The organism is uncultured Luteimonas sp., from assembly GCF_947492465.1.
Taxonomy (GTDB): domain Bacteria; phylum Pseudomonadota; class Gammaproteobacteria; order Xanthomonadales; family Xanthomonadaceae; genus Luteimonas.
Genome location: NZ_CANLNF010000004.1, coordinates 354,974 through 376,789 on the forward strand (window position 1 = coordinate 354,974; position 21,816 = coordinate 376,789).

Consider the following 21,816-nt stretch of genomic DNA (forward strand, 5'->3'; position numbering starts at 1 on the left):
CGCGTCCCCGTCCGCTTTTCCGAATCCCGAATCCCCAATTCCGAATCCCGAAATGACCAAGTCCTTCAATCGCACCGACCGCATCGCCGCACAGCTCCGCAGGGAGCTGGGCACGCTGGTGCGCGAGGCGGTGGCCGAACACGGGCTGCCGTCGGTGAGCGTGTCGGACGTGGAAGTCACCCGCGACATGGCGCATGCCAAGGTGTTCGTGACCGCGCTGCAGTCCGAACGCGCGGTCGAGGCGATCAAGGGGCTGCGCGCCGTCGCGTACGAGATCCGCTTCCGCCTGGCGCGTGCGGTGAAGATGCGGCATGTCCCCGAGCTGCACTTCCACTACGACGATTCGGTCGACCGCGGCGAACGCATCGACCAGCTGCTGCGCGACCTGTAGCGCGTCGACCTTGCCGTCCTTCCTGCGGCGCGCGGCCCGGGTCGTTCCGGACCGCGTCCGGCGCGGTTGCGTCGCGTGACCGCGTCGTCGCCCGGTGACGGGCAGGGCGGCTCCCGCCGGGGCTTGGCCGATGCGGGCGGCAGGCAGCACCGTCCTCCGCCTCTACAATCCTCCCGATGACCTCCCGCCCACGCACGAAATTCAGGAAGCTCGACGGCATCCTGCTGTTCGACAAGCCGCGTGGCCTGAGTTCGAACCAGGCGCTGCAGCGCGTGCGCCACCTGTTCCGCGCCGAGAAGGCCGGCCACACCGGCAGCCTCGATCCGCTCGCCACCGGCCTGCTGCCGGTGTGCTTCGGCGAGGCCACGAAGATCGCCGGCGGCCTGCTGGGCGCGCGCAAGGCCTACGACACCGTCGCACGGCTGGGCGTGGTCACCGACACCGACGATGCCGACGGCCAGCCGCTGCGCGAGCGTCCGGTGCCGGCGCTGCGCATCCCGCGGATCGACGCCGCCCTGCATGCGCTCACCGGGCACATCCAGCAGCGCCCGCCGATCTACTCGGCGCTCAAGCGCGGCGGCGAACCGCTGTACGCCAAGGCCCGGCGCGGCGAGATCGTCGAGGTCGAGCCACGACCGGTGGACGTCCACGAGTTCCGGCTGGAGTCGGCCGGCGACCTGCTCGACGACCTGAACGGGGTGCCCCCGCAGTTGCGCCTTCACGTCGAGTGCGGGTCGGGCACCTACGTGCGCAGCCTGGTCCGGGACCTGGGCGAGGCCCTGGGTTGCGGCGCGCACGTGGCCGAACTGCGGCGGCTGTGGGTGGACCCGTTCCGCGATCCGCGGATGTGGACCCTGGACGAGCTCCAGGCGCTCTCCGCCCGCGGCGACCACTGCCTGCTGGCCTGCCTGCTGCCGCTGGAACACGGCATGGCCTCGTGGCCGCCGGTCGAGCTGGACGAGGCGCAGGCGCGCCGCCTGGGCCGCGGGCAGGCCGTGAACGGGGATTTCCACCCGTCCGGCAGCGTGGCCGTGTTCGGTCCGGGCGGCCGGGCGCTGGGGCTGGGCGACGTGGCCGATGGCGCCCTGCGGCCGCAGCGGCTGTTCACCTGGACGGTCGAGGCCGCGGCGGGCGTCACGCGCTGACCTTGTCCGGCCCGCCGCCAGCGGCTACAATTCCACGGCTTTTTCAAGCACTTCCAAACGCTCCAATCCATCCAGTCCGGGGCCGGCCATCGCGGCTTTCCCTTCACCCATGACGAACCCTTGCGGTACGACGCCGACGTCGATGATGCGGCGACGTGGTCTGCGGGTTTCGTGACCAGAGGCAATCATGTCCATCGACAACAGCCAGATCATCCAGGAACACGCGCGCGGCACCAACGACACCGGTTCGCCGGAAGTCCAGGTGGCCCTGCTCACCGCCCGCATCGTGCACCTGACCGAACACTTCAAGACGCACAAGAAAGATCACCACAGCCGCCGCGGCCTGCTGATGATGGTCAACCGCCGCCGCAGCCTGCTCGATTACCTGCACCGCAAGGACGTGGCGCGCTACAAGGCCCTGATCGAGAAACTCGGCCTGCGTCGCTAAGCAACACCACCGCCGCGGCGCAGCGATGCGCCGCGGTTCTTTTTTGGCCGTGGTGGACGCGGCCGCCCGACCGGGACAGGGGTCCTGGCCGGTCCATCGAAAGAGTCATCGAGGACATCCCCAAGTGGCAAAAGTTACCAAGAGCTTCCAGTACGGCAACCAGACGATCACGCTCGAGACGGGCGAGATCGCACGGCAGGCCGGTGGCGCGGTCATGGTCTCGTGCGAAGGCACCGTGTTGCTGGTCACCGCGGTGGCCAACAAGACCGCGCGCGAAGGGCAGGATTTCTTCCCGCTCACCGTCGACTACCAGGAGAAGTTCTACGCTGGTGGCCGCATCCCGGGCGGCTTCTTCAAGCGCGAAGGCCGCCAGACCGAGAAGGAAACGCTGATCTCGCGCCTGATCGACCGGCCGATCCGTCCGCTGTTCCCGGACGGCTTCCGCAATGAAGTCCAGATCATCGCCACCGTGATGTCGATGAACCCGGAAGTCGACGGCGACATCCTCGCCCTGATCGGCGCATCGGCGGCGCTGTCGCTGTCGGGCGCGCCGTTCGACGGCCCGATCGGCGCGGCGAAGGTCGGCTACAAGGCCGGCCAGTACCTGCTCAACCCGACCGTCAGCGAACTGGCCGATTCGGAGCTGGAGCTGGTCGTGGCCGGTACCGCGAATGCGGTGCTGATGGTCGAGTCCGAGGCCAAGGAACTGTCGGAAGACGTGATGCTGGGCGCGGTGATGTTCGGCCACGAGCAGATGCAGGTCGCGATCGCCACGATCAACGCGCTGGTCGCCGAAGCCGGCAAGCCGAAGTGGGACTGGCAGCCGCCGGCCCCCAACGAGGGCCTGGTCTCGGCGATCCGCCACGCGGTCGGTGAGCAGCTCGCCAGCGCCTTCCAGGTGCGCGACAAGCTCGAACGCCGCGATGCGATCTCCAAGATCCGCAAGGCCATCCTCGAGGCCCTGACTCCGCACGCCGAAGCCAACGCCTGGTCGTCCGGCGAGCTGTCGAAGGAATTCGGCGAGCAGGAATACCAGACCATGCGCAACTCGGTCCTCAAGACCAAGGTCCGCATCGATGGCCGCGCCCTCGACACCGTGCGCCCGATCACCTCCAAGGTCGGCATCCTGCCGCGTGTGCACGGCTCGTCGCTGTTCACCCGTGGCGAGACCCAGGCCATCGTGGCCGTGACGCTGGGCACCGCGCGCGACGGCCAGATCATCGACGCCGTGGCCGGCGAGTACAAGGAACACTTCCTGTTCCACTACAACTTCCCCCCCTATTCGGTGGGTGAAGCCGGCCGCATGATGGGCCCGAAGCGCCGCGAAATCGGCCACGGTCGCCTCGCCAAGCGCGGCGTGCTGGCCGTCATGCCGACGATGGAAGAGTTCCCCTACACGATCCGCGTCGTCTCCGAGATCACCGAGTCCAACGGCTCCTCGTCGATGGCGTCGGTCTGCGGTTCCTCGCTGGCGCTGATGGACGCGGGCGTGCCGATCAAGGCACCGGTCGCCGGCATCGCGATGGGCCTGGTGAAGGAAGGCGACGAGTTCGTCGTGCTGTCCGACATCCTCGGCGACGAGGATCATCTCGGCGACATGGACTTCAAGGTCGCCGGCACCGCGAACGGCATCTCCGCGCTGCAGATGGACATCAAGATCCAGGGCATCACCGAGGAGATCATGAAGGTCGCGCTGGCCCAGGCCAAGCAGGGCCGCCTGCATATCCTCAAGGAAATGGAAGCCGCGTTGACCGCGCCGCGTTCTGAGCTGAGCGAGTTCGCGCCGCGCCTGATCACGATCAAGATCCACCCCGACAAGATCCGCGAAGTGATCGGCAAGGGTGGCTCGGTGATCCAGGCGATCACCAAGGAAACCGGCACCCAGATCGACATTCAGGACGACGGCACCATCACCATCGCCTCGGTCAACGCCGTGGCCGGCCAGGCCGCCAAGGACCGGATCGAGCAGATCACCTCCGACGTCGAGCCGGGCCGCATCTACGAGGGCAAGGTCGCCAAGATCATGGACTTCGGCGCCTTCGTCACCATCTCCCCCGGCAAGGACGGGCTGGTGCACGTGTCGCAGATCTCCAACGATCGCGTCGAGAAGGTCAGCGACGTGCTCAAGGAAGGCGACGTGGTCAAGGTCAAGGTGCTGGAAGTCGACAAGCAGGGCCGTATCCGCCTGTCGATGAAGGCCATCGAGGAAGGCGAGGGCGGGTCGGCCGGCTGAGGCGCGACCGTCTTCGACACAGGAAAAGCGGGCTTCGGCCCGCTTTTTTTGTGCCCGTCCGATGCCGGTCCCGGGTTTCGGCACCCGCGTCGCGGCGGTCACGTCCGCCGCATGCGACGGCAGGCATCCAGGTACGCGCGCAGCGTCCCGTGCTCCGGGAAAGAAGCGGCGGATCGACCTGTCGCGGGGAACGGGCAGGGGCGACCGGACGCCGCCCCTGCATCAGGCGCTACAGCCGGTGCTGCTGCATCAGCCGGTAGAGCTTCAGGCGCAGGCGCAGCAGCGGCTGCGAGAGGCGCGTGGGCATGCGCACCGTGCCGCGACGATGGCGGATCGGTGACGACACGGCGGGCGCGGCACCGCCGGTGCCGGACGGAGATACCGCCGACGGCGCGGTGCGGATATCGGCGGGCGCCGACTGCGGGACCTGTCGCACCGGTTCGGGCGCCGGTGCCGCCGCCGCGCCGGTGCCGGCGAACAGCCCCAGTGCGCTGTAGCCGCTGTAGCCGGGGAACACCTCCGCGGTGCGGACGTGCCCGACCCGCTTCTGCAGCAGTTCGGTGAACACGCGGCGGAAGTCGGTGGTGACCGGCACGTCGCCGAAATAGGGCGAGAGGATTTCCGGATTCAGCCCCGGCCAGGTGCCGTAGAAGCGCCGTCCGTTCACCGGGCCACCCAGCACCAGCAGCGGGTTGCCGTAGCCATGGTCGGTGCCGCCGCTGCCGTTCTCGCGCACGCGCCGGCCGAACTCGGACTGCACGACCACCGTCACCCGGGCCATCTCGCCGGTGGCCGCGAGCTCGCCGTAGAACGCGGCCAGTGCCTGCGACAGATCGCCGACGCGGCCGTGGAAGTAGCCGCCGCCGTTGTTGCCCTGGCCCTCGTGCGTATCCCAGCCGCCGAGGTCCACGGCCGCATAGCGCAGCCCGAGGTTAAAGCGGATCGACTGCGCCACCGTCCACAGCTGCCGGGCGAAGGTCGAGGTCGGCCAGGAGGCGGGCAGGGTCGAGCTGTAGGCCTGGGTCGCGACCGTGCGCAGCGCGCCGTGCGCGGCACGGCCGCTGTGTTCGACGCCCACGTTGCCGCGCCACATGTCGGCCAGGGTTTCGTTGACGCCCTTGAACCCGGTGGGCGAGCTGTCGCGCACGCGCTGCCACGCGTAGGAACCGGAGTTCAGTTCGAAATCGGTGGGGCTGCCCATCGTCAGCGCCTGGGTGGCGCCGAGCAGGTTGGCCGGCAGCCGGCTGTTGACCGCCAGCGCCGGCATCACCACGTTCGACGAGGCGCCGGGTTGCGTCTCCCAGGCGCGGGCGATCCAGCCGGTGCCATTGCCCTTGCTGCCTGGCGTGCCGAAGTCCAGGTATTGCTGGGCGTCGAAATGGCTGCGCGTCACCGTGGTCTGCATGCCGGAGCAGTGCACGATGGCGAGCTTGCCGTCGGCCCAGATGTCGCGCAGCCCGGTGGCCGCCGCATGCAGGCCGAAGCCGGTGGCCGAGCCGTTGGCCAGGGTGAGCGGCAGGGCGGCGTTCTCGCCGCTGACCGGCACCTGGATATCGGGCCGGGCCTGCTCGTAGTGGACGCGGTCGTTGCCGGAAACGGGCAGCACCAGGTTGAGGCCGTCGATGCCGCCGCGCAGGAACACGTGCACGATGGTGTCGTAGCCGTTGACTGCGGCCTGGGCGTGGCCGCCGAAGAACAGGGCGGGGCCGGCGGCGCCGGCGACTGCGGCGGCGCTGCAGCCCTTGAGGAAGCCACGGCGATCGAGTTCGATGGTCATGGTCGGGTCCTCAGCGGCTCAGGAATTCGGGCGACATCAGGATCAGCGACACCATGCTGCGCAACCGTTCGTGGTTGTAATGGCGCTTGAGATCGCCCTGTACCCAGGCATTGGTGTCCTCGATGACGTAGCTGGCGGGATCGCCGTTCTGCGCCATGAAGCGGCGCAGCACGTCCAGCCGCTGCGCGACGGGCTGGTAGCCCAGCACGCGCTGGCACCAGAACGCCACCAGCCGGTTGGCGGTCCACTGCGAGGGCGCGAGTCCCGCGCGGGTGATCTCCAGCAGCGGCATCAGCTTGCCGTCCCCGGCGACGTTGTTGGTCTCGGTCAGCCAGTTCTGCAGCTTCCAGGTCATGCCAAGCGTGCTGGCGCCCGACCAGGCCGTGGCGACGTCGGGATAGCCGTTGGGCGCGGGCCAGTCGTAGGGCTGGTGCCCGGTGAAACCCAGGCGCCAGTTCAGGTCATTGCTGCGGTTCTCGTCGAAGGTGTAGGTCCACTGGCAGCCGAGCACGCGCAGGGTCGCGGCCACCGTTTCGAACGGGCGCCGCGTCTTGCGGCCCCAGGCGTACTGCGCGGTGTTGGAGAGCAGGATGTGGCGCAGCGTGCGCTTGATCTGGTCCGGCGCCTGCCAGTGGGCGCGGAACACCGCGGCCGCGCTGTCGACCAGTACCTGCGGTGGATCGTCGCCAACGAAGCGGCGCGCCAGCTTGCGGCAGATGAACTTCGCCACCCGCGGATGGCTGGCGATGCGGTCGAGGATGTCGCGGCCGTCCTGCAGCGCCGGGCGCTCGGGATAGATGAAGCGGCCGAGCACAAACTTCGGCCCCGAATCGTGCCAGTCGGCGTGGTAGTAGAACGCGCCGTCGTCCTTGCTGGCGTGGGTGAATTCCCAGTGGTTGTTGTTGATCGTCCAGCCGGTGAATGCCGCCGCGGTCTCGTAGACGTCGATATCCGTGTACCCGATCGGATAGTCCGGATCCTCCGGGCAGGGCGGCACCTCGAACGGATCCATGAAGCCCAGGTAGTTCTCGGCGCCGAAGGTGTGCAGCTCGAGCAGTTCGCGGGCGAAGTTCTCGTTCGGGCCCGAACGGCGGTTCGACTTGTTGTCGAGGTAGATCATCATCGCCGTGCTGCGCGCCACGTCCTCCAGCATCCTGCGGAAGTTGCCGAAGGCATTGGCGCGGATCACGTCGCGGTCGTAATGGCCGTAGACCGGGCAGCAGTCGTAGTCGCTGACCATCACGTTGAAATGGTCGTGCCAGAAGGCGGTGGTGACCTCGAACAGCTGCCGTTTCGAGAACACCGCGCGCACCAGCGCCTCGCGCTGGACTTCCCAGCCCGGACGCATGCGCACCCCGTACTCCACGTCGGCGCGGACATGCTGGCTCCACTGCTGGGCCAGGGTCTTGCCCAACGTGGTGTAGCCGGCATCCGACAGGCGGGTGGCCACGGCGCCATCGTCGATGGCGGCGGGATCGAGCTGCCGGTCGACCCACGTGGTCAGGCGCGCGACGTCGCTGCTGCCCAGGGCGTTGAATTCGGCGATCGATTCGGGCGTGGCACCGTAGCTCATGTTGTTGAGCACGCGCACGGCGAAGGGCGGGGAGGGCAGGGTGAGCAGGCGCCCTGGCGAGGACTTCTCCAGCCCGACCATGGCGCCGGCCGGCGGCGCGGCCTGCGAATCCTGCTTCGGTTGGCGCTGGTAGCGCGGCGCCCGCGCGAGACCGTAACGCTGGCGATGCGCGCGCTCCAGCGCGGCGCGCTCCGCCTGGGAGAGGCCCGGGTGCATACGATGTCCTTGTAAAGTCCCCTGCGCGGAGAGTATCCGCGTTAACCGGCTTCGGATGTGACTTCTGCCACAGTCCCGGCGTGGCTGGAGACGGCTGCGGGGGGCTCCGCTGCGCCCCGGCGCTGGCCGGGATCGTTGTGGTGCCGGCGCCAGTCCGCGACCGGGGTGTCGAGGTACTGGCGATACCAGTTTTCGGCCGAGAGCCAGGTCCACAGGCCCGGGAGGGCGCCGCGGCCACTGCGCCAGCGTTCGAACGCGTTGCTGGCGGCGACGGCGTCGAACACGCCACGCTCGCGGAACGCGCGCGAGCCGATCAGGTCGCCGGCGTACTCGACCCCGAAGCTGCGCAGCCAGTCGTTGGCCGGGGTCGGATAGCCCTGCTTGTCGCGCCGGTCCAGGGTGTCGTCCGGCACGATGCCGCGCATCGCCTCGCGCAGCACCACCTTGGTCACGCCACCGTCGATCTTCTGGTGGGCGGGCAGGGCGATGCCGTACTCGACGAAGGCGCGGTCCAGGAACGGCACCCGGCTCTCGATCGAGAACGCCATGCTGAAGCGGTCCTCGGCCTGCAGCAGTTCGGGCAGGCGGGTGACGGTGAGGTCGCTCAGCAGATGCGTGTCGAGATCGCAGAACGCGCGCCGCGCCAGCGCTTCGGCCTCCGGCGAGGACAACGCACGCAGTTCAGGCGACAGGAAGCCGTCGTCGAAGGCGTTGCCGCGGCCGGCCACCCTGGCCGCGCGGCGCAGCCAGTCGGGCCAGAACGGCGTGGCCAGCTCGCGCCACAGGCCCATGCGCGACAGGTCGCCCTGCTGTGCGCGAAAGCCTTCGAAGTTGCGATGCAGCGCGCCGGCGCGACCGCCCAGCAGTAGCTGGCGCAGGTAGGTGGGGTAGTAGCGCGGGTAGCCGGCCAGCAGTTCGTCCGCGCCCTGGCCGTTGAGCACGACCTTGATGCCGCCGGCGTTGACCGACTGCATCACCTGCCACCACGAGTACACGCTGCCGCCCCAGACCGGCTCCTCGTAGTGCCAGGTCGAACGCTCGAGCACGTCGACCAGGTCGCGGCCGTCGGGCGAGGTGTCGCTGCCGTCGAGATTGCCGACCTGGTCGCGCAGCGTCCGGATGTAGCGCGACTCGTCGTGGACCGTGCCGGGATAGGTGACCGAGAACGTGCGCAGCGGCGAACCGGTCTCGCGCGCGGCCAGGGCCGCCAGCGTGCCCGAATCCAGGCCGCCGCTGAGGCAGGCGCCCACCGGCACGTCGCTGCGCAGGTGCGAGCGCACCGCCTGCGCGATCTCTTCGCGGAAGCGTGCGGCATGGTCGGCGTCGCGGGCGCCGTCGCGCATCGCCAGCGCGTCGGCGGCGTTCCAGTAGCGCGAGCGCAGCAGGCGTCCGCCTTCGAGCACCGCGTTGTGCGCCGGCGGCAGCTGCAGCACGCCTTCGAAGCAGGTGGTTTCGTTGCTGGCGCGCGCGCGGTAGAGCAGCTGCAGGCGCAGCGCCTCGTGGTTGGGGCGGACCGGCACCAGCCCGCTGGCCAGCACCGCCTTGATCTCGGAGGCGAACGCGAAGCCCGCGGGCGTGAGCGCGTAGTAGAACGGCTTGATGCCGAGCCGGTCGCGCGAGCAGAACAGCCGTTGTCGCGCCGGCTCCCAGATCGCGAACGCCCACATCCCTTCCAGCCGCTGCACGCAGGCCTCGCCCCACTGGCGGTAGGCGGCGAGGATGACTTCGGTATCGGTGCCGGACCGGAACGCGTGCCCCAGCGCCACCAGTTCGACGCGCAGCGCCTCGTGGTTGTAGATCTCGCCGTTGAACACGATCCACAGCGAACGGTCGCTGCTGGGCATCGGCTGGTGGCCGGCCGGCGACAGGTCGACGATGCTCAGCCGGCGATGCCCCAGTCCGACGTGCCCGTCGATGTGGACGCCCGCGTCGTCAGGCCCGCGATGCGCGATCAGGTCGGTCAGGCGGCCGATGCTGTCGGCGCTGACGGGCGCGCCATCCAGGCGCACGATTCCGGCGATTCCACACACAGGCGATCCTCGTCAGGACGGAAGGGCGGGCCGATCGGGAAGACGCGAGCGCCGCCTTGCAGCGCACGCCGGTCCCATCTACGGATCGACGCTCCATTCGACCTGCATCAATCGCGACCAGTCAAACGTCAGCCGGACCGGGCACCGGCCAAGGTGCGGACTCCGCGGAATGCGACGGCCATGCGCACCGTCCGTGAGCCATTCGCGGCGCGAGCGGACGCATCTCACGTCGGTCGCGCCTCGCCTCCCTGGGATGAGGCCGGGCATCCGCGACGATCGTGCGGTCGCCACAGCCCGGCCGCTCCTGCGCTCAGACCAGCCCGGTCGCGTAGAACACGCCAATGATCACGAACACCGCCGCCGTCTTGACCAGGGTGATCGCGAAGATGTCCTTGTACGCCTGGCGATGGGTCAGGCCGGTGACCGCCAGCAGGGTGATCACCGCGCCGTTGTGGGGCAGGGTATCCATGCCGCCGGACGCCATCGAAGCCACCCGGTGCAGCACGTCCATCGGGATCCCGGCGGCCTGCGCATTGGCGATGAAGGTCTCGGCCATCGCCGCCAGCGCGATGCTCATGCCGCCCGAGGCCGAGCCGGTGATCCCGGCGAGCGCGGTGACCGTGACCGCCTCGTTGACCAGCGGATCGGGAATGGCGCCCAGCGCGTTGGCCACGACCAGGAAACCCGGCAGCGCCGCGATCACCGCGCCGAAACCGTACTCGGAGGCCGTATTCATCGAGGCCAGCAGCGCGCCGCCGATGGCCGATTTCGTGCCTTCGGCGAAGCTGGCGATCACCGGCTTCCAGGCGAACACCAGGATCGTGGCGATGCCGACCAGCAGCGCGCCCTGCACGGCCCAGATCGCGGCGACCTTGGGCACTTCCTGCACGACCGGCGCCGGATCGCCGACCACCGCCGGCACGAAGGCGTGGCTGGCGCCGTACAGCGACGGAATCCAGCGCGTGAACAGCAGGTTGCTCACGCCGACCAGCAGCAGCGGCAGCAGCGCGACCAGCGGATGGGCCAGGCGTTCGCCGGCGAACGTCGCGGGTTCGTTGAGCAGCGTGGCCGGATCGCCGTAGCCTTCGCCGGCGCGCTGCGCCGCGCGTCGGCGCCAGTCCAGGTAGGTCATGCCCACGACCAGGATGAACACGCCGCCCAGCGTGCCCAGTACCGGTGCGGCCCAGGCGGTGGTGCCGAAGAAGGCGGTGGGAATGATGTTCTGGATCTGCGGGGTGCCGGGCAGGGCGTCCATGGTGAAGGTGAACGCGCCCAGCGCGATCGTGCCCGGGATCAGCCGCTTGGGGATATTGCCCTGGCGGAACAGCTCGGCGGCGAACGGATACACCGCGAACACCACCACGAACAGCGATACCCCGCCGTAGGTGAGCAGCGCGCACACCAGCACGATGGCCAGCATCGCCCGTTTCGCCCCGACCACGCGGATGGTGGCGGCCACGATCGAGCGGGAGAAGCCCGAGATCTCGATCAGCTTGCCGAACACCGCGCCCAGCAGGAACACCGGGAAGTAGAGCTTGAGGAAGCCGACCATCCTGTCCATGAACAGGCCGGTGAACATCGGCGCCACCAGCGTCGGATCGCTGAGCAGCACCGCGCCCATCGCCGCCACCGGCGCGAACAGGATGACGCTGTAGCCGCGATAGGCCACCAGCATCAGGAAGCACAGCGCGCCGAGCACGATCAGGAAGTCCATGTGCATGCCTTCGGCGCTGTGCGCCCGGAAACCGGCGGCCAGTGTCGGCAAGGCGCACCGTGCCGGCCCATTGTCCGAAGGTACGATGCCGCCGCGGCCAGCCGCTCCCTAACCTCTGCCCCATGCGGCCCTGCGGCCGTCCGCACTGCATCCCTGGGAGGGGTACCAACGATGAAGCGCAACCCGAGCACCAGCACCCTGAGCCTGGCCATCGCCCTGGGCCTCGCCGCGCCCGGCGCATTCGCGCAGGACGCCGGCCCCGCGCCCGCGCCGGGCGCCGCCGCCACCACGCTGGAGGCGGTCAAGGTCACCGCGCGCAAGCGCGAGGAGACCCTGCAGGACGTGCCGGTCGCGGTCACCGCGTTCACCGCCGACACCATCGACAAGCTCAACGTCAAGGACATCGGCGACCTCGACGCGCAGGTGCCCAACCTGACGATCTACGCCGCGCGCGGATCGACCAGCACCGTCACCGCCTACATCCGCGGCGTCGGCCAGGCCGATCCGCTGTGGGGCGTCGATCCGGGCGTGGGCATCTACCTGGACGATGTCTACATCGCCCGCCCGCAGGGCGCGTTGCTGGATGTGTTCGACGTCGAGCGCATCGAGGTGTTGCGCGGCCCGCAGGGCACGCTGTACGGCAAGAACACCATCGGCGGCGCGATCAAGTACATCTCGCGCGGCCTGCCCACCGAAACCACCGGCTTTGGCTCGATCACCGTGGGCAACTACAACCAGCTCGACGCCAAGGCCGCCATCGGCGGATCGCTGGGCGGCGAGGACAGCGGACTGCGCGGTCGCGTGGCCGTGGCCAGCATGAACCGGGATGGCTTCGGCACCAACCTGGCCAACGGCCAGGAAATCAGCGACAAGGAGATCAACGCCCTGCGCATGCAGCTGGGCGCGTACTCGCACGAGGACTTCGACGTGCAGTTCGCCTTCGACTGGATCGACGACCAGTCCGGCGTGCGCGGCGCGAAGATGCTGGCGCCCAACAACAATCCACTGGTGCCGGTGACCGGCGGGGCGCCGATGGACAGCCGCTACGACATCCGCAGCGGCATGCCCAACGTCAACGACACGCAGATGAAGGGCATCTCCGCCACGGTCAACTGGCGTCCGAGCGAGGACTGGGCGCTCAAGTACGTCATCGCCAAGCGCGAATCCGATACCGAGACCAACATCGACTTCGACACGCTGCCCGAGCGGATCGCAGACGTGAAGGCGTTCTACAGCGACCAGCAGGTCAGCCACGAGCTGCAGGCCAACTACGACGGCGGCGGCCGCGGCCGCGGCGTGATCGGCCTCTATGCCTTCGACGGCGATGCCGGCGGCCAGGTGCTCAACAACTTCTTCGACCTGTCCTTCGGCGACACCCAGGGCTTCGTCAACACCAAGGCGATCGCGCTGTACGCCGACTGGACCCACGACCTCACCGACCGGCTGAAGCTCGACATCGGCGCGCGCTACACCGACGAGGACAAGCACGCGATCGCCTACAACATCGGCTACACGGACGCGACGTTCACCGTGCCCAACGGCGTGGTCGCGGCCAACTTCGACAAGACGGTCAACTTCAAGAACGTCTCGCCCAAGGTCTCGCTCGACTTCCAGCTCACCCCGGACATCATGCTCTACGGCCTGGCCTCGCGCGGCTTCAAGTCCGGCGGCTACAACATCCGGGCCAACACCACCGCGGTCCCGCGCTCGGGCGAGCCCTTCGACGACGAGAGCGTGGACAGCTTCGAGATCGGCACGAAGATGGGGCTGCTCGACCAGCGCCTGTTCCTCAACCTCGCGGCGTTCCACAACATCTACGAGGACATCCAGCTGTCGGTGTTCACCGCGCTGCCGGGCGGCGGCTTCTTCGGCGACTTCACCAATGCCGGCAAGGGCACGGTGACGGGCGTGGAGGCCGAGTACCAGTTCATGCCGGTGCAGGACTGGCTGATCAGCGGCAACCTGGCCTGGCTGGACGCGAAGTACGACGAGTTCATGAGCGGCGGCGTCAACATCGCCGACACCCAGTACTTCACCAATGCGCCGGAGTTCTCGGGCGCGATCAACGTCGAGTACCGCACCGACCTGGCCAGCGGCGGCAACCTGTCGGCGCGGGTGGGCTATTCCTACCAGTCCGAAGTGTGGCCGACCACCGATCTCAGCCCGCAGATCAAGCAGGGTGGATACGGGCTGGTCAACGCGGGCGTGATCTGGCGCGCCAACGATGCCTGGTCGTTCTCGCTGCAGGGCACCAACCTGGCCGACGAGGAGTACCGCACCACCGGCTACAACCTGGTCAGCGCCGGCCTGGGCGTGCTTTCCGGCTTCTACGGTCCGCCGCGCCAGTACAGCCTGACCGCGCGCTACGACTTCTGAGGCACGCCGTGGCGGAGGCGCCGCGGGGTGCTGTGGCGCCTCGCGCTGTCCGTTGGCCGCCCGCGAGGGTACATTCCGTTCTGTATGGCGGGGAGCGTTCGCTTCCAGTGCCACCGCGGCCGTCGGTGGCGCGAAAGCCGCGTGGAATGTGCCTGGGGGAGGCTCATGATGGATGTGTACGGTCCGCTGTTCAGGCGGATCCTGTTCCCGGCATACGAATCGGGACTGCGGCGCCGCAATACGCTGGCGCACCTGGACGAGTACCAGCGGAGCCAGTGGCTGTCGTTCGACGAGGTCGCGGCGCTGCAATGGCGCAAGCTCGAACGGCTGGTGGCGCACTGCTGGGAGCAGGTCCCGTATTACCGTGCGCGATGGGCCGAGGCCGGAGTCTCGGGACCGCAGGACATCCGGAATCCGGGCGACTACGCCCAACTGCCGGTCCTGACCAAGGACGACGTCCGCGCGAACTTCGAGGACCTGCATGCCCGCGACCATGTCGGCAAGGTCCTGTACAAGACCACCGGCGGCTCCACCGGCGAACCGCTGCGGATCGGCTACACGCGGGAAAGCTACGAGCGCCGGGTCGCCGTCATGCATCGCGGCTATGGCTGGGCGGGTGCGACCCTGGGGGCCCGCGCGCTGTACTTCTGGGGCGTGCCGATGGAAGGCGTGCCGGTCAAGGACCGGCTGATGCAGCGCGCCTTCAACCGGCGCGTGGTCAACGTGTTCACCATGCGCGACGACGACATGGCCCGCTACGCCGACGCCATCGACGAGTTCCGCCCACGGGTGGTGGTGGCCTACGTCGCGGCCGCCGTGCGGGTGGCGCGCTGGCTGCTCGAGTCCGGCCGCAAGGTGCATCGGCCGCAGTCGGTGATCTGCGCCGCGGAGCCGCTGGCACCGCACGAGCGCGACCTGATCGAACGCGGCTTCGGCTGTCCCGTGTACAACACCTACGGCTGTCGCGAGGTCATGCTGGTGGCGGCCGAGTGCGAGACGGGCGAAGGCCTGCACGTCAACGCCGACCATCTGTGCGTGGAACTGGGCGAGCCGATCGCGGGCGGCGAGGGCAAGCGTCCGGTCCGGCTCACCGACCTGCACAACTACGGCATGCCCTTGATGCGCTACGAGAACGGCGACCTCGCCACCGCGTCCACGGCGCAGTGCAGCTGCGGCCGCGGCCTGCCGATGCTGGCGAGCATCGACGGCCGCACGATGGACGCGCTGCGCGACAGCGCGGGTCATTTCGTGGGTGAATACCTCGAGCATCTGGTGTTCAATACGCCGGGGATCCGCCGGTTCCAGGCGGTGCAGGAGCGGTTGGACGTGATCGAGGTGTCGTATGTCGCGGCTGAGGGATTCGACGAGGCCGCGCTGCAGGACATCGCGCTCGCGATGCGCGAGGCGTTCGGGGACACGGTCCGGCTCGATTTCCGCCGCACCAGCGAGATCCCGCTCACGCCGACCGGCAAGCTGCGCGTGGCGATCTCGCGCCTGTAGCGCCCGACCCGCGCCCGTGTGCTCGCGCGGGCACAGCCGCCGACCTGATGCGAACGTGCGCTGCGCCGCGTCGGCCGGGCGACAGGAGGTTGCACCATGCTGAGCATTGGCCTGGTCGCGATGGCGGCTACGGTGTGGCTGGCGGTGCTGTTCGGAACGGCGCTCTACGCCGAACGCCGCGCCGGCGTGCTGGCCCGGCACTGGAAGCACGTCTACGCGCTGTCGCTGGCGGTGCACTGCACCTCGTGGACCTTCTATGGCACGGTGACCCAGGCGGGCCGCTACGGCTGGCCGCTGCCGCCCACCTTCGTCGGCGCCATCGCCTTCTACGCGCTGGCGGTGTTCTTCCTGATCCGGCTGGTGCGTCTGGCGCGCGAGACCAACGCCACCTCGCTGGCCGACCTGATCGCCACGCGTCTGGGCAAGGATGCCTGGCTCGCCGCGGTCGTCACCCTGGTGGCGGCGCTGGGCGTGATCCCCTATATCGCGCTGCAGCTGCAGGCGATCACCCAGAGCTTCGCGACGCTCACCGGCGAGGCCGGCGGCGCGATGGCCGGGGTGCCGCCGCCCTGGCGCGACGGCGCGCTGTACGTGGCGCTGGCGATGGCGCTGTTCGCGATGCTGTTCGGCACGCGCCGGGCGAGCGCGGCCGAGCACAACCGCGGCCTGGTGCTGGCGATCGCGTTCGAATCGCTGTTCAAGCTGCTGGCGATGCTGGCCCTGGGCGGATTCGTGTGGCTCGGCCTGGGCGAGCTGCGCATCGAGGCGACGCAGTTGCCGGTGGCGCCCGCGGCCGGCGGCTTCGTGCCGCTGGTGCTGCTGGGCGCGCTGGCGATGTTCGTCATGCCGCACCAGTTCCACGTGGGCGTGGTGGAGTGCCGCGACGACCGCCACATCCGCACCGCGCGCTGGCTGTTCCCGCTGTACCTGCTGCTGATCGCGATCCCGGCGCTGCCGCTGGCGCGCGCCGGCGCGCAACTGCTCGGCGATCGCGTGCCCCCGGACATGTACGCGCTGGCGCTGCCGCTGGCGGCGGGCAACGACGGCATCGCGCTGCTGGTGTTCCTGGGCGGCCTGAGCGCGGCCACGGGCATGGTCATCGTGGCCACGCTGACGTTGAGCCTGATGATCGGCAACCACTGGTTTGCACCGGGCCTGCTGCGCGGCGCATGGTCGCGCGGACGCGCCGACGACCACCGCGGCGGCCTGCTGCTGCTGCGGCGCTGCGGCATCGTGGCGATCATGCTGCTGGGCTGGGCCTACGCCCGGCGCGTCGGCGGCAACGAGGCGCTGGCCGACGTGGGCGCGGTGTCGTTCTCGGCGCTCGCGACGCTCACCCCGGCGCTGGCCTTCGCGGTGTGGCGGCCGCAGACGCCGGCGCGCGCGGCGGTGGCCGGCGTGATCGCCGGATTCGCGGCCTGGGCCTGGGTCATGCTGCCGCCGATGCTCGCGCCCGGGCACGCCTTCGTGCATGCCGGTCCGTTCGGCATGGCCTGGCTGGCGCCCGAGTCGCTGTTCGGACTGACCGGCTGGAGCCGGCTGGGCCGGGCGGTCGGCGTGAGCCTGTTCGTCGGCGCGGCGACCACGGCGCTGCTGGCGGGCGTGGGCAGCGCACCGCACCGCAGCGAAGCGCGCGGCTCGGACCGGCAGACCCTGCGCAATGCCGGGCGCCGCTTCCTGCCCGCGCAACGCGTGGACGAACTGCTGCGCGGGGCGCCGCCGAGCGGCCCGGTGCCGGCGGCCATCGAGTCGGCGCTGGAGCGCGAGCTGGCCGCCGTGCTGGGCAGTGCCTCGGCGCGGCTGCTGCTCGATGCGGCGCGCCGCGAGGCCGGGCCCGACCTGGACACCGTGGCGGCCATCGTCGGCGAAGCCTCGCAGGACCTGCGCTTCAACCAGCGCGTGCTGGAGGCTGCGCTGGAAAACATGAGCCAGGGCATCAGCGTGGTCGACAGCGAACTGCGCCTGGTCGCCTGGAACCGCCGCTATGCCGAACGCTTCGACTACCCGCCGCAGATGCTGCGGGTGGGCGTGCCGGTGGAGGAGCTGGTGCGCCACAACCTCGCCAGCGGCCTGCTCGGCGCGGTCGACCTGGAGCGCGAACTCGCGCGCCGGCTCGCCCACATGCGCGCGGGCACGCCCTACGTCACCGAGCGTCGCTTTCCGGACGGCGCGGCGGTGGAAATCCGCGGCAATCCGATGCCCAACGGCGGCTTCGTGGCGACGTTCACCGACGTCACCGCCTTCCGCGTCGCCGAGGCCGGACTCAAGCGCAGCAACGAAACGCTGGAGCAGCGCGTGGCCGAGCGAACGGCCAGCCTCGACCTCGCGCGCCGCGAGGCCGAGCGCGCCAACGACGCCAAGAGCCGGTTCCTCACAGCGGTCGGCCACGACCTGCTGCAGCCGCTGCACGCCGCGCAGCTGTTCACCGAGTCGCTGGCCAAGCAGCTCGATGCGGCACGGCGCCCGGCGCTGCGCCAGGTGCAGGGTGCGCTCGATTCCACCACGGACCTGCTGACCGGCCTGTTCGACATGTCGCGGCTGGAAGCGGGCGGACTGGTGCCGCAGCCGCGCGCGTTCCCGCTGGCCGAGGTGCTCGATCCGCTGGCGTCCGAGTTCCGCGCGCTGGCCGAGGCCGGCGGCCTGCGCTTGCGCTACGTGCCGAGCGCCGCCTGGGTGCACGGCGACCCGCAGCTGCTGCGTCGCGTGCTGCAGAACTTCCTGGCCAATGCGGTGCGCTACACGCGCCGGGGCGGAGTGCTGCTGGGCGTGCGCCGCGATGGCGACGGCCTGCGCATCGAAGTGCACGACACCGGCCCGGGCATCGAGCCTTCGCAGCAGCAGCTGATCTTCGAGGAGTTCCGCCGCGGCGAAGGCGTCGCCGGGCAGGGGCTGGGGCTGGGCCTGGCGATCGCCGACCGCATCGCGCGGCTGATGGATGCGCCGTTGGCAATGCGCAGCCGGCCGGGCGCGGGCACGATGTTCTCGTTGCGCCTGCCGTCCGCTCCGCCGGCGCCGCGCGCGGAAGGGCAGACCGCCGCCCGCGCGGGGCTGGCCGGCATCCGCATCCTGATCGTCGACAACGATCCCTCCGCCCTGTCCTCGCTGCAGGGCCTGCTGGAAGGCTGGGGCTGCGAGGTGGACGCGGCCGCGGACGGCGCCGGTGCCGAGGCGCTGATGCAGGCGCAGCCGGCCGCACTGTGGCTGTTCGACTACCACCTCGACGATGGCGATACCGGCATCGCCGTCCAGCAGCGGCTGGCGCAACGCTTCGGCGCGCGCCCGACCCTGATCCTCAGCGCCGACGACAGCGGCGAGGTGCGCCGCAGCGCGCTCGAGCACGGCCTCTCGCTGCTGCAGAAGCCGGTGCGGCCGCTGGCGCTGAAATCGACGCTGGACCGCCTGCGCACCATGCGCCAGCCCTGAGCGATCGCATTCGTGGGGGCGCGGGATGACGGCGGCGGGCGTCGACCGGATCGCGCGCCGGCCGGCCCAGAGCGTCGCGGTCGACCCGGCCCGCTGAGCACCGCTACCATGCGCGGCTCCCGGCCGAACGGACCGCACATGCCTTACACGCCTATTGCCGCCACGCTCGGCTACGTGCTTTCGCCGGATCGGCGGCGCGTGCTGATGGTCCATCGCAACGCGCGGCCCGGCGACCAGCATCTGGGCAAGTACAACGGACTGGGCGGCAAGCTCGAAGCCGACGAGGACGTGGTGGCCGGCATGCGGCGCGAGATCCGCGAGGAAGCCGGGATCGAATGCGAGGAGCTGCAGCTGCGCGGCACGATCAGCTGGCCCGGCTTCGGCAAGCACGGCGAGGACTGGCTGGGGTTTCTCTTCCTGGTGACGCGTTACTCGGGCGAGCCGTTCACCTCCAACCCGGAAGGCTCGCTGGAGTGGGTGGAGATCGAGCGCGTCCTCGACCTGCCGCTGTGGGAAGGCGACCGCCGCTTCCTGCCGCTGGTGTTCGACGACGACCCGCGCGCCTTCCACGGCGTCATGCCGTATCGGGACGGGCGCATGGTGTCGTGGAGCTTCTCGCGGATCTAGCCTCTGGCGTCCGTGGACCGGACGGATGACAACCGATCAGGCGCCACGTTCCGGACGCAGCCGGGCCTGGGGCCGCGGCCAAGGCCGCCGCGCGCGCGCGCAGGATGCGACCGCGGCCATGGACAGGCCGCAGGACGACAGCCAAGCGGTGCCGCAGTCCGCCCGGCAACCAGCGTCTCCAGCCACGTGGCGCCGCTGCAGCACCGCGAGTGCGGCCAGTGCCGTGCCCAGGTATGCGACCCGCCGATGCTGCTGGCGATCCCGTGGATGTGCGAGACGGCCCGGACCAGCCGGATGGACCCTCAGGTCGTCGGCTCAGCCCAGACCGCGAACTCGCTGCCGCCGGGCTCGGTGAAATGGAAACGGCGGCCGCCGGGGAAGTCGAAGACCGGCTTCACCACCTCGCCGCCGGCAGCGATTACCTTGGCCAGCGTGTCCTCGAGTGCGTCGCTGTAGAACACGACCAGGGCACTGCCCGTGTCCGTCCTCGCGACCTGTTCGGACGCATGGAAGCCGCCATCGAGGCCCGCGCCCGAGAACGCGACGTACTCGGACCCGTAGTCCGCGAACTCCCAGCCGAACGCCTGCGCGAAAAAGCGCTTGGTCGCCGCCAGATCGCGCGACGGCAGTTCGACATAGTCGATTTTCCCGTGTTGCGGCATCGCCCCTCCCTTGCCCGGACGCGACCGTGGGTGGCCGTCCTGGTGCCCCAGCCGAGGACGGCTGGACCGCAAGCGATCATGCCATAGCCTCTCGCACCGCCAGGGCGGTCCGACAGCGAAACAGGTTCGGCTTGCGCGAGCGACCAGGTGGCGTCCCGATGCGACCCACCAGGGGCCAGGCATGGCCTGTCGGGCCTCTGGGGCCGGCACGCCGGGCAGAATGTCGCTGGCGCCGGGCCCCGAAAGGCCGGCGATGGACAAATTTTGTCCAGCCGCCGAGCTCTGAAGCCTGAGTGCCGGGCGAATAATCCCGCCAGCGGAGCAAAAGGAGCGGGTCGCCGAGCAGACAGGGTCAAGCGCGGGGCAAAAAGGCCGAGCGGCCGAGCAAACAAGCCGGTCGGCCGGGCAGATAGGGGCGTGGGTGGGTCCCCATTGCCCCCTCACGATCGCGTCAGACAACGGCACCGAATTCCATGGCTATGCCAAGATCGAGGCCGCGACTGCGACGACGGTGTACTTCGCCAGGCCCCACCATCCGTTGCAGCGTGGGACCAACGTGAACACCAACGGCCTGATACGTCAGTACCTGCCAAAGGGGAAAAGCATGGCGAAACTGACCCGGAAGCAGTGCGATGCAGTCGCACAAAAGCACAATACACGCAAGGAAGCGCGATAAGTATGAAACGCCGGAACAGCGGATCCGCTGTTAATCAGGACTGTCGCGCTTGGTGGTTGAATTCACCCCCCGTGCCGCTCGAAGTGAAGCACGTCGTGCCACTGGCCAGCGAGCCAGAAACTCCGGATTGAACGGCCGAATTGCACAAAGCCGTTTCGCAGAAGCACTTTGGCCGAGGCTTCGTTCCCTACACGAACTGCGGCCTCGACTCGGTGAAGCCGGAGCCGCACAAAAGCATAATCTAGCGCGAGACGAACTGCTTCAGTGGCGTAGCCTTTGCCGCCATGGTCTTGGGCTACGCGATAACCCAGCTCCGCGCTATGGAAGTGGTGGCCACGGACCCGGGTAAGGTTGACGCGGGCAACAAGGTGGCCCGACCCGTTTCTCGCGAGGAACTGATACGCGCTGCCCTGTGCTGCTTCGGCCTGAGCAGCTGCGATCGCTTTTGCGACTCCGCCCGGCTCATAGAAGGACGCCGCCCTCGCATTAATGTGGGACTCGAAGAACGCCCGGTTTGTGAACTCAAACTGCCCCAAGTCCTGTTCGTCCTCGGCCGTGGGTGCAGATAGCGACAGCATATGGGAGGGGCCTAACACTTGAGTTAAGCCGCGCCACGAATTGGCGTCGGCTTGAATGAGTAAAAAGGAGACGCGGGTTAACAAAGTAGGTGCAACACCCGCACCGCCCGAGAATGGGGAGGTGAGCTGGCAGACTGGAGGGGATCACTCCGGCAAGAGACGATCCCCCATGTACCACCAGCTCACCGAGTCCGAACGATACACCCTGTCCGTGCTGCATCGCGACGGGCAGTCCCTACGAGCGATTGCCCGCATCCTGGAGCGTTCGCCCAGCACGATCAGCCGCGAGGTCCGGCGTAACCGCTGCCATCGGACTGACGGTGCCTACCGGCCCAGCAAGGCCCAAGAGCGGACCAACGGCCGGCGACGCTGTAAGGCGACACCCTAATTTGCCTCTAAGGCGACACCCAGATTTACGCACCTCCGGGTCGACCCCGTAGCCTCGAC

Annotated in this window: 16 protein-coding genes; 10 read left to right on the forward strand and 6 right to left on the reverse strand. The window is 69.3% G+C overall.

Annotation, left to right across the window (positions count from 1 at the left end):
• Nucleotides 1-52: 52 nt before the first annotated feature.
• Both rbfA and truB read left to right on the forward strand, forming a co-directional pair.
• The gene (rbfA, locus tag Q0863_RS12125; RefSeq protein WP_298578179.1) at nucleotides 53-391 is read left to right on the forward strand and encodes a 30S ribosome-binding factor RbfA; all 339 of its coding nucleotides are present in this window, start codon (nucleotides 53-55) and stop codon (nucleotides 389-391) included.
• A gap of 176 nt (nucleotides 392-567) precedes the next feature.
• Complete coding sequence (gene truB / locus Q0863_RS12130; protein ID WP_298578181.1) at nucleotides 568-1,536, forward strand: tRNA pseudouridine(55) synthase TruB; 969 nt, start codon at nucleotides 568-570, stop codon at nucleotides 1,534-1,536.
• A gap of 24 nt (nucleotides 1,537-1,560) precedes the next feature.
• Here truB and Q0863_RS12135 read toward each other — a convergent pair whose 3' ends face one another.
• Complete coding sequence (locus Q0863_RS12135) at nucleotides 1,561-1,731, reverse strand: hypothetical protein (RefSeq protein WP_298578183.1); 171 nt, start codon at nucleotides 1,729-1,731, stop codon at nucleotides 1,561-1,563.
• Between Q0863_RS12135 and rpsO the strand changes: the two genes are divergently transcribed.
• Nucleotides 1,724-1,984: a 30S ribosomal protein S15 gene (rpsO, locus tag Q0863_RS12140; protein ID WP_298578185.1), complete on the forward strand. Its 261-nt coding sequence runs from the start codon at nucleotides 1,724-1,726 to the stop codon at nucleotides 1,982-1,984. The two genes, Q0863_RS12135 and rpsO, sit on opposite strands and share 8 nt — an antisense overlap.
• Nucleotides 1,985-2,108: 124 nt before the next feature.
• Nucleotides 2,109-4,217 carry a polyribonucleotide nucleotidyltransferase gene (gene pnp / locus Q0863_RS12145; protein ID WP_298578187.1) on the forward strand — a complete coding sequence of 703 codons (2,109 nt, stop codon included), beginning with the start codon at nucleotides 2,109-2,111 and terminating at the stop codon, nucleotides 4,215-4,217.
• 229 nt (nucleotides 4,218-4,446) lie between these two features.
• Here pnp and Q0863_RS12150 read toward each other — a convergent pair whose 3' ends face one another.
• The 4 genes from Q0863_RS12150 to Q0863_RS12165 form a co-directional block, all read right to left on the reverse strand.
• Nucleotides 4,447-5,994: a DUF1501 domain-containing protein gene (locus Q0863_RS12150; protein WP_298578189.1), complete on the reverse strand. Its 1,548-nt coding sequence runs from the start codon at nucleotides 5,992-5,994 to the stop codon at nucleotides 4,447-4,449.
• 10 nt (nucleotides 5,995-6,004) lie between these two features.
• Nucleotides 6,005-7,783: a DUF1800 domain-containing protein gene (locus Q0863_RS12155; RefSeq protein WP_298578191.1), complete on the reverse strand. Its 1,779-nt coding sequence runs from the start codon at nucleotides 7,781-7,783 to the stop codon at nucleotides 6,005-6,007.
• Between the two features lie 41 nt (nucleotides 7,784-7,824).
• A complete protein-coding gene (asnB, locus tag Q0863_RS12160) occupies nucleotides 7,825-9,813 on the reverse strand; it encodes an asparagine synthase (glutamine-hydrolyzing) (RefSeq protein WP_298578194.1) in 1,989 nt (662 codons plus the stop codon).
• Between the two features lie 310 nt (nucleotides 9,814-10,123).
• Nucleotides 10,124-11,527: a GntP family permease gene (locus Q0863_RS12165; protein ID WP_298578196.1), complete on the reverse strand. Its 1,404-nt coding sequence runs from the start codon at nucleotides 11,525-11,527 to the stop codon at nucleotides 10,124-10,126.
• Between the two features lie 171 nt (nucleotides 11,528-11,698).
• Here Q0863_RS12165 and Q0863_RS12170 point away from each other — a divergent pair, with 171 nt between their 5' ends.
• The 4 genes from Q0863_RS12170 (at nucleotide 11,699) to Q0863_RS12185 (ending at nucleotide 19,453) form a co-directional block, all read left to right on the forward strand.
• Complete coding sequence (locus Q0863_RS12170; RefSeq protein WP_298578198.1) at nucleotides 11,699-13,903, forward strand: TonB-dependent receptor; 2,205 nt, start codon at nucleotides 11,699-11,701, stop codon at nucleotides 13,901-13,903.
• A 168-nt stretch (nucleotides 13,904-14,071) separates the two neighbouring features.
• Nucleotides 14,072-15,403, forward strand: a complete 1,332-nt coding sequence (locus Q0863_RS12175; protein WP_298578200.1) for a phenylacetate--CoA ligase family protein — start codon at nucleotides 14,072-14,074, stop codon at nucleotides 15,401-15,403.
• A 96-nt stretch (nucleotides 15,404-15,499) separates the two neighbouring features.
• On the forward strand, nucleotides 15,500-18,826 hold the full coding sequence (locus Q0863_RS12180) for a PAS domain-containing hybrid sensor histidine kinase/response regulator (protein WP_298578202.1): 3,327 nt from the start codon (nucleotides 15,500-15,502) through the stop codon (nucleotides 18,824-18,826).
• Nucleotides 18,827-18,964: 138 nt separating this feature from the next.
• A complete protein-coding gene (locus Q0863_RS12185) occupies nucleotides 18,965-19,453 on the forward strand; it encodes an 8-oxo-dGTP diphosphatase (RefSeq protein WP_298578204.1) in 489 nt (162 codons plus the stop codon).
• Nucleotides 19,454-19,755: 302 nt separating this feature from the next.
• Here Q0863_RS12185 and Q0863_RS12190 read toward each other — a convergent pair whose 3' ends face one another.
• Entirely contained in the window at nucleotides 19,756-20,115 is a 360-nt protein-coding gene (locus tag Q0863_RS12190; RefSeq protein WP_298578206.1) for a VOC family protein, read from the reverse strand.
• A 307-nt stretch (nucleotides 20,116-20,422) separates the two neighbouring features.
• On the opposite strand from Q0863_RS12190, the gene Q0863_RS12195 reads away from it, so the two are divergent.
• Entirely contained in the window at nucleotides 20,423-20,791 is a 369-nt protein-coding gene (locus Q0863_RS12195) for an IS30 family transposase (protein WP_298578254.1), read from the forward strand.
• Between the two features lie 747 nt (nucleotides 20,792-21,538).
• Nucleotides 21,539-21,757 (forward strand): helix-turn-helix domain-containing protein, encoded by a 219-nt coding sequence (locus tag Q0863_RS12200; RefSeq protein WP_298578208.1) that lies wholly within the window; start codon nucleotides 21,539-21,541, stop codon nucleotides 21,755-21,757.
• The last annotated feature ends 59 nt before the right edge of the window (nucleotides 21,758-21,816 follow it).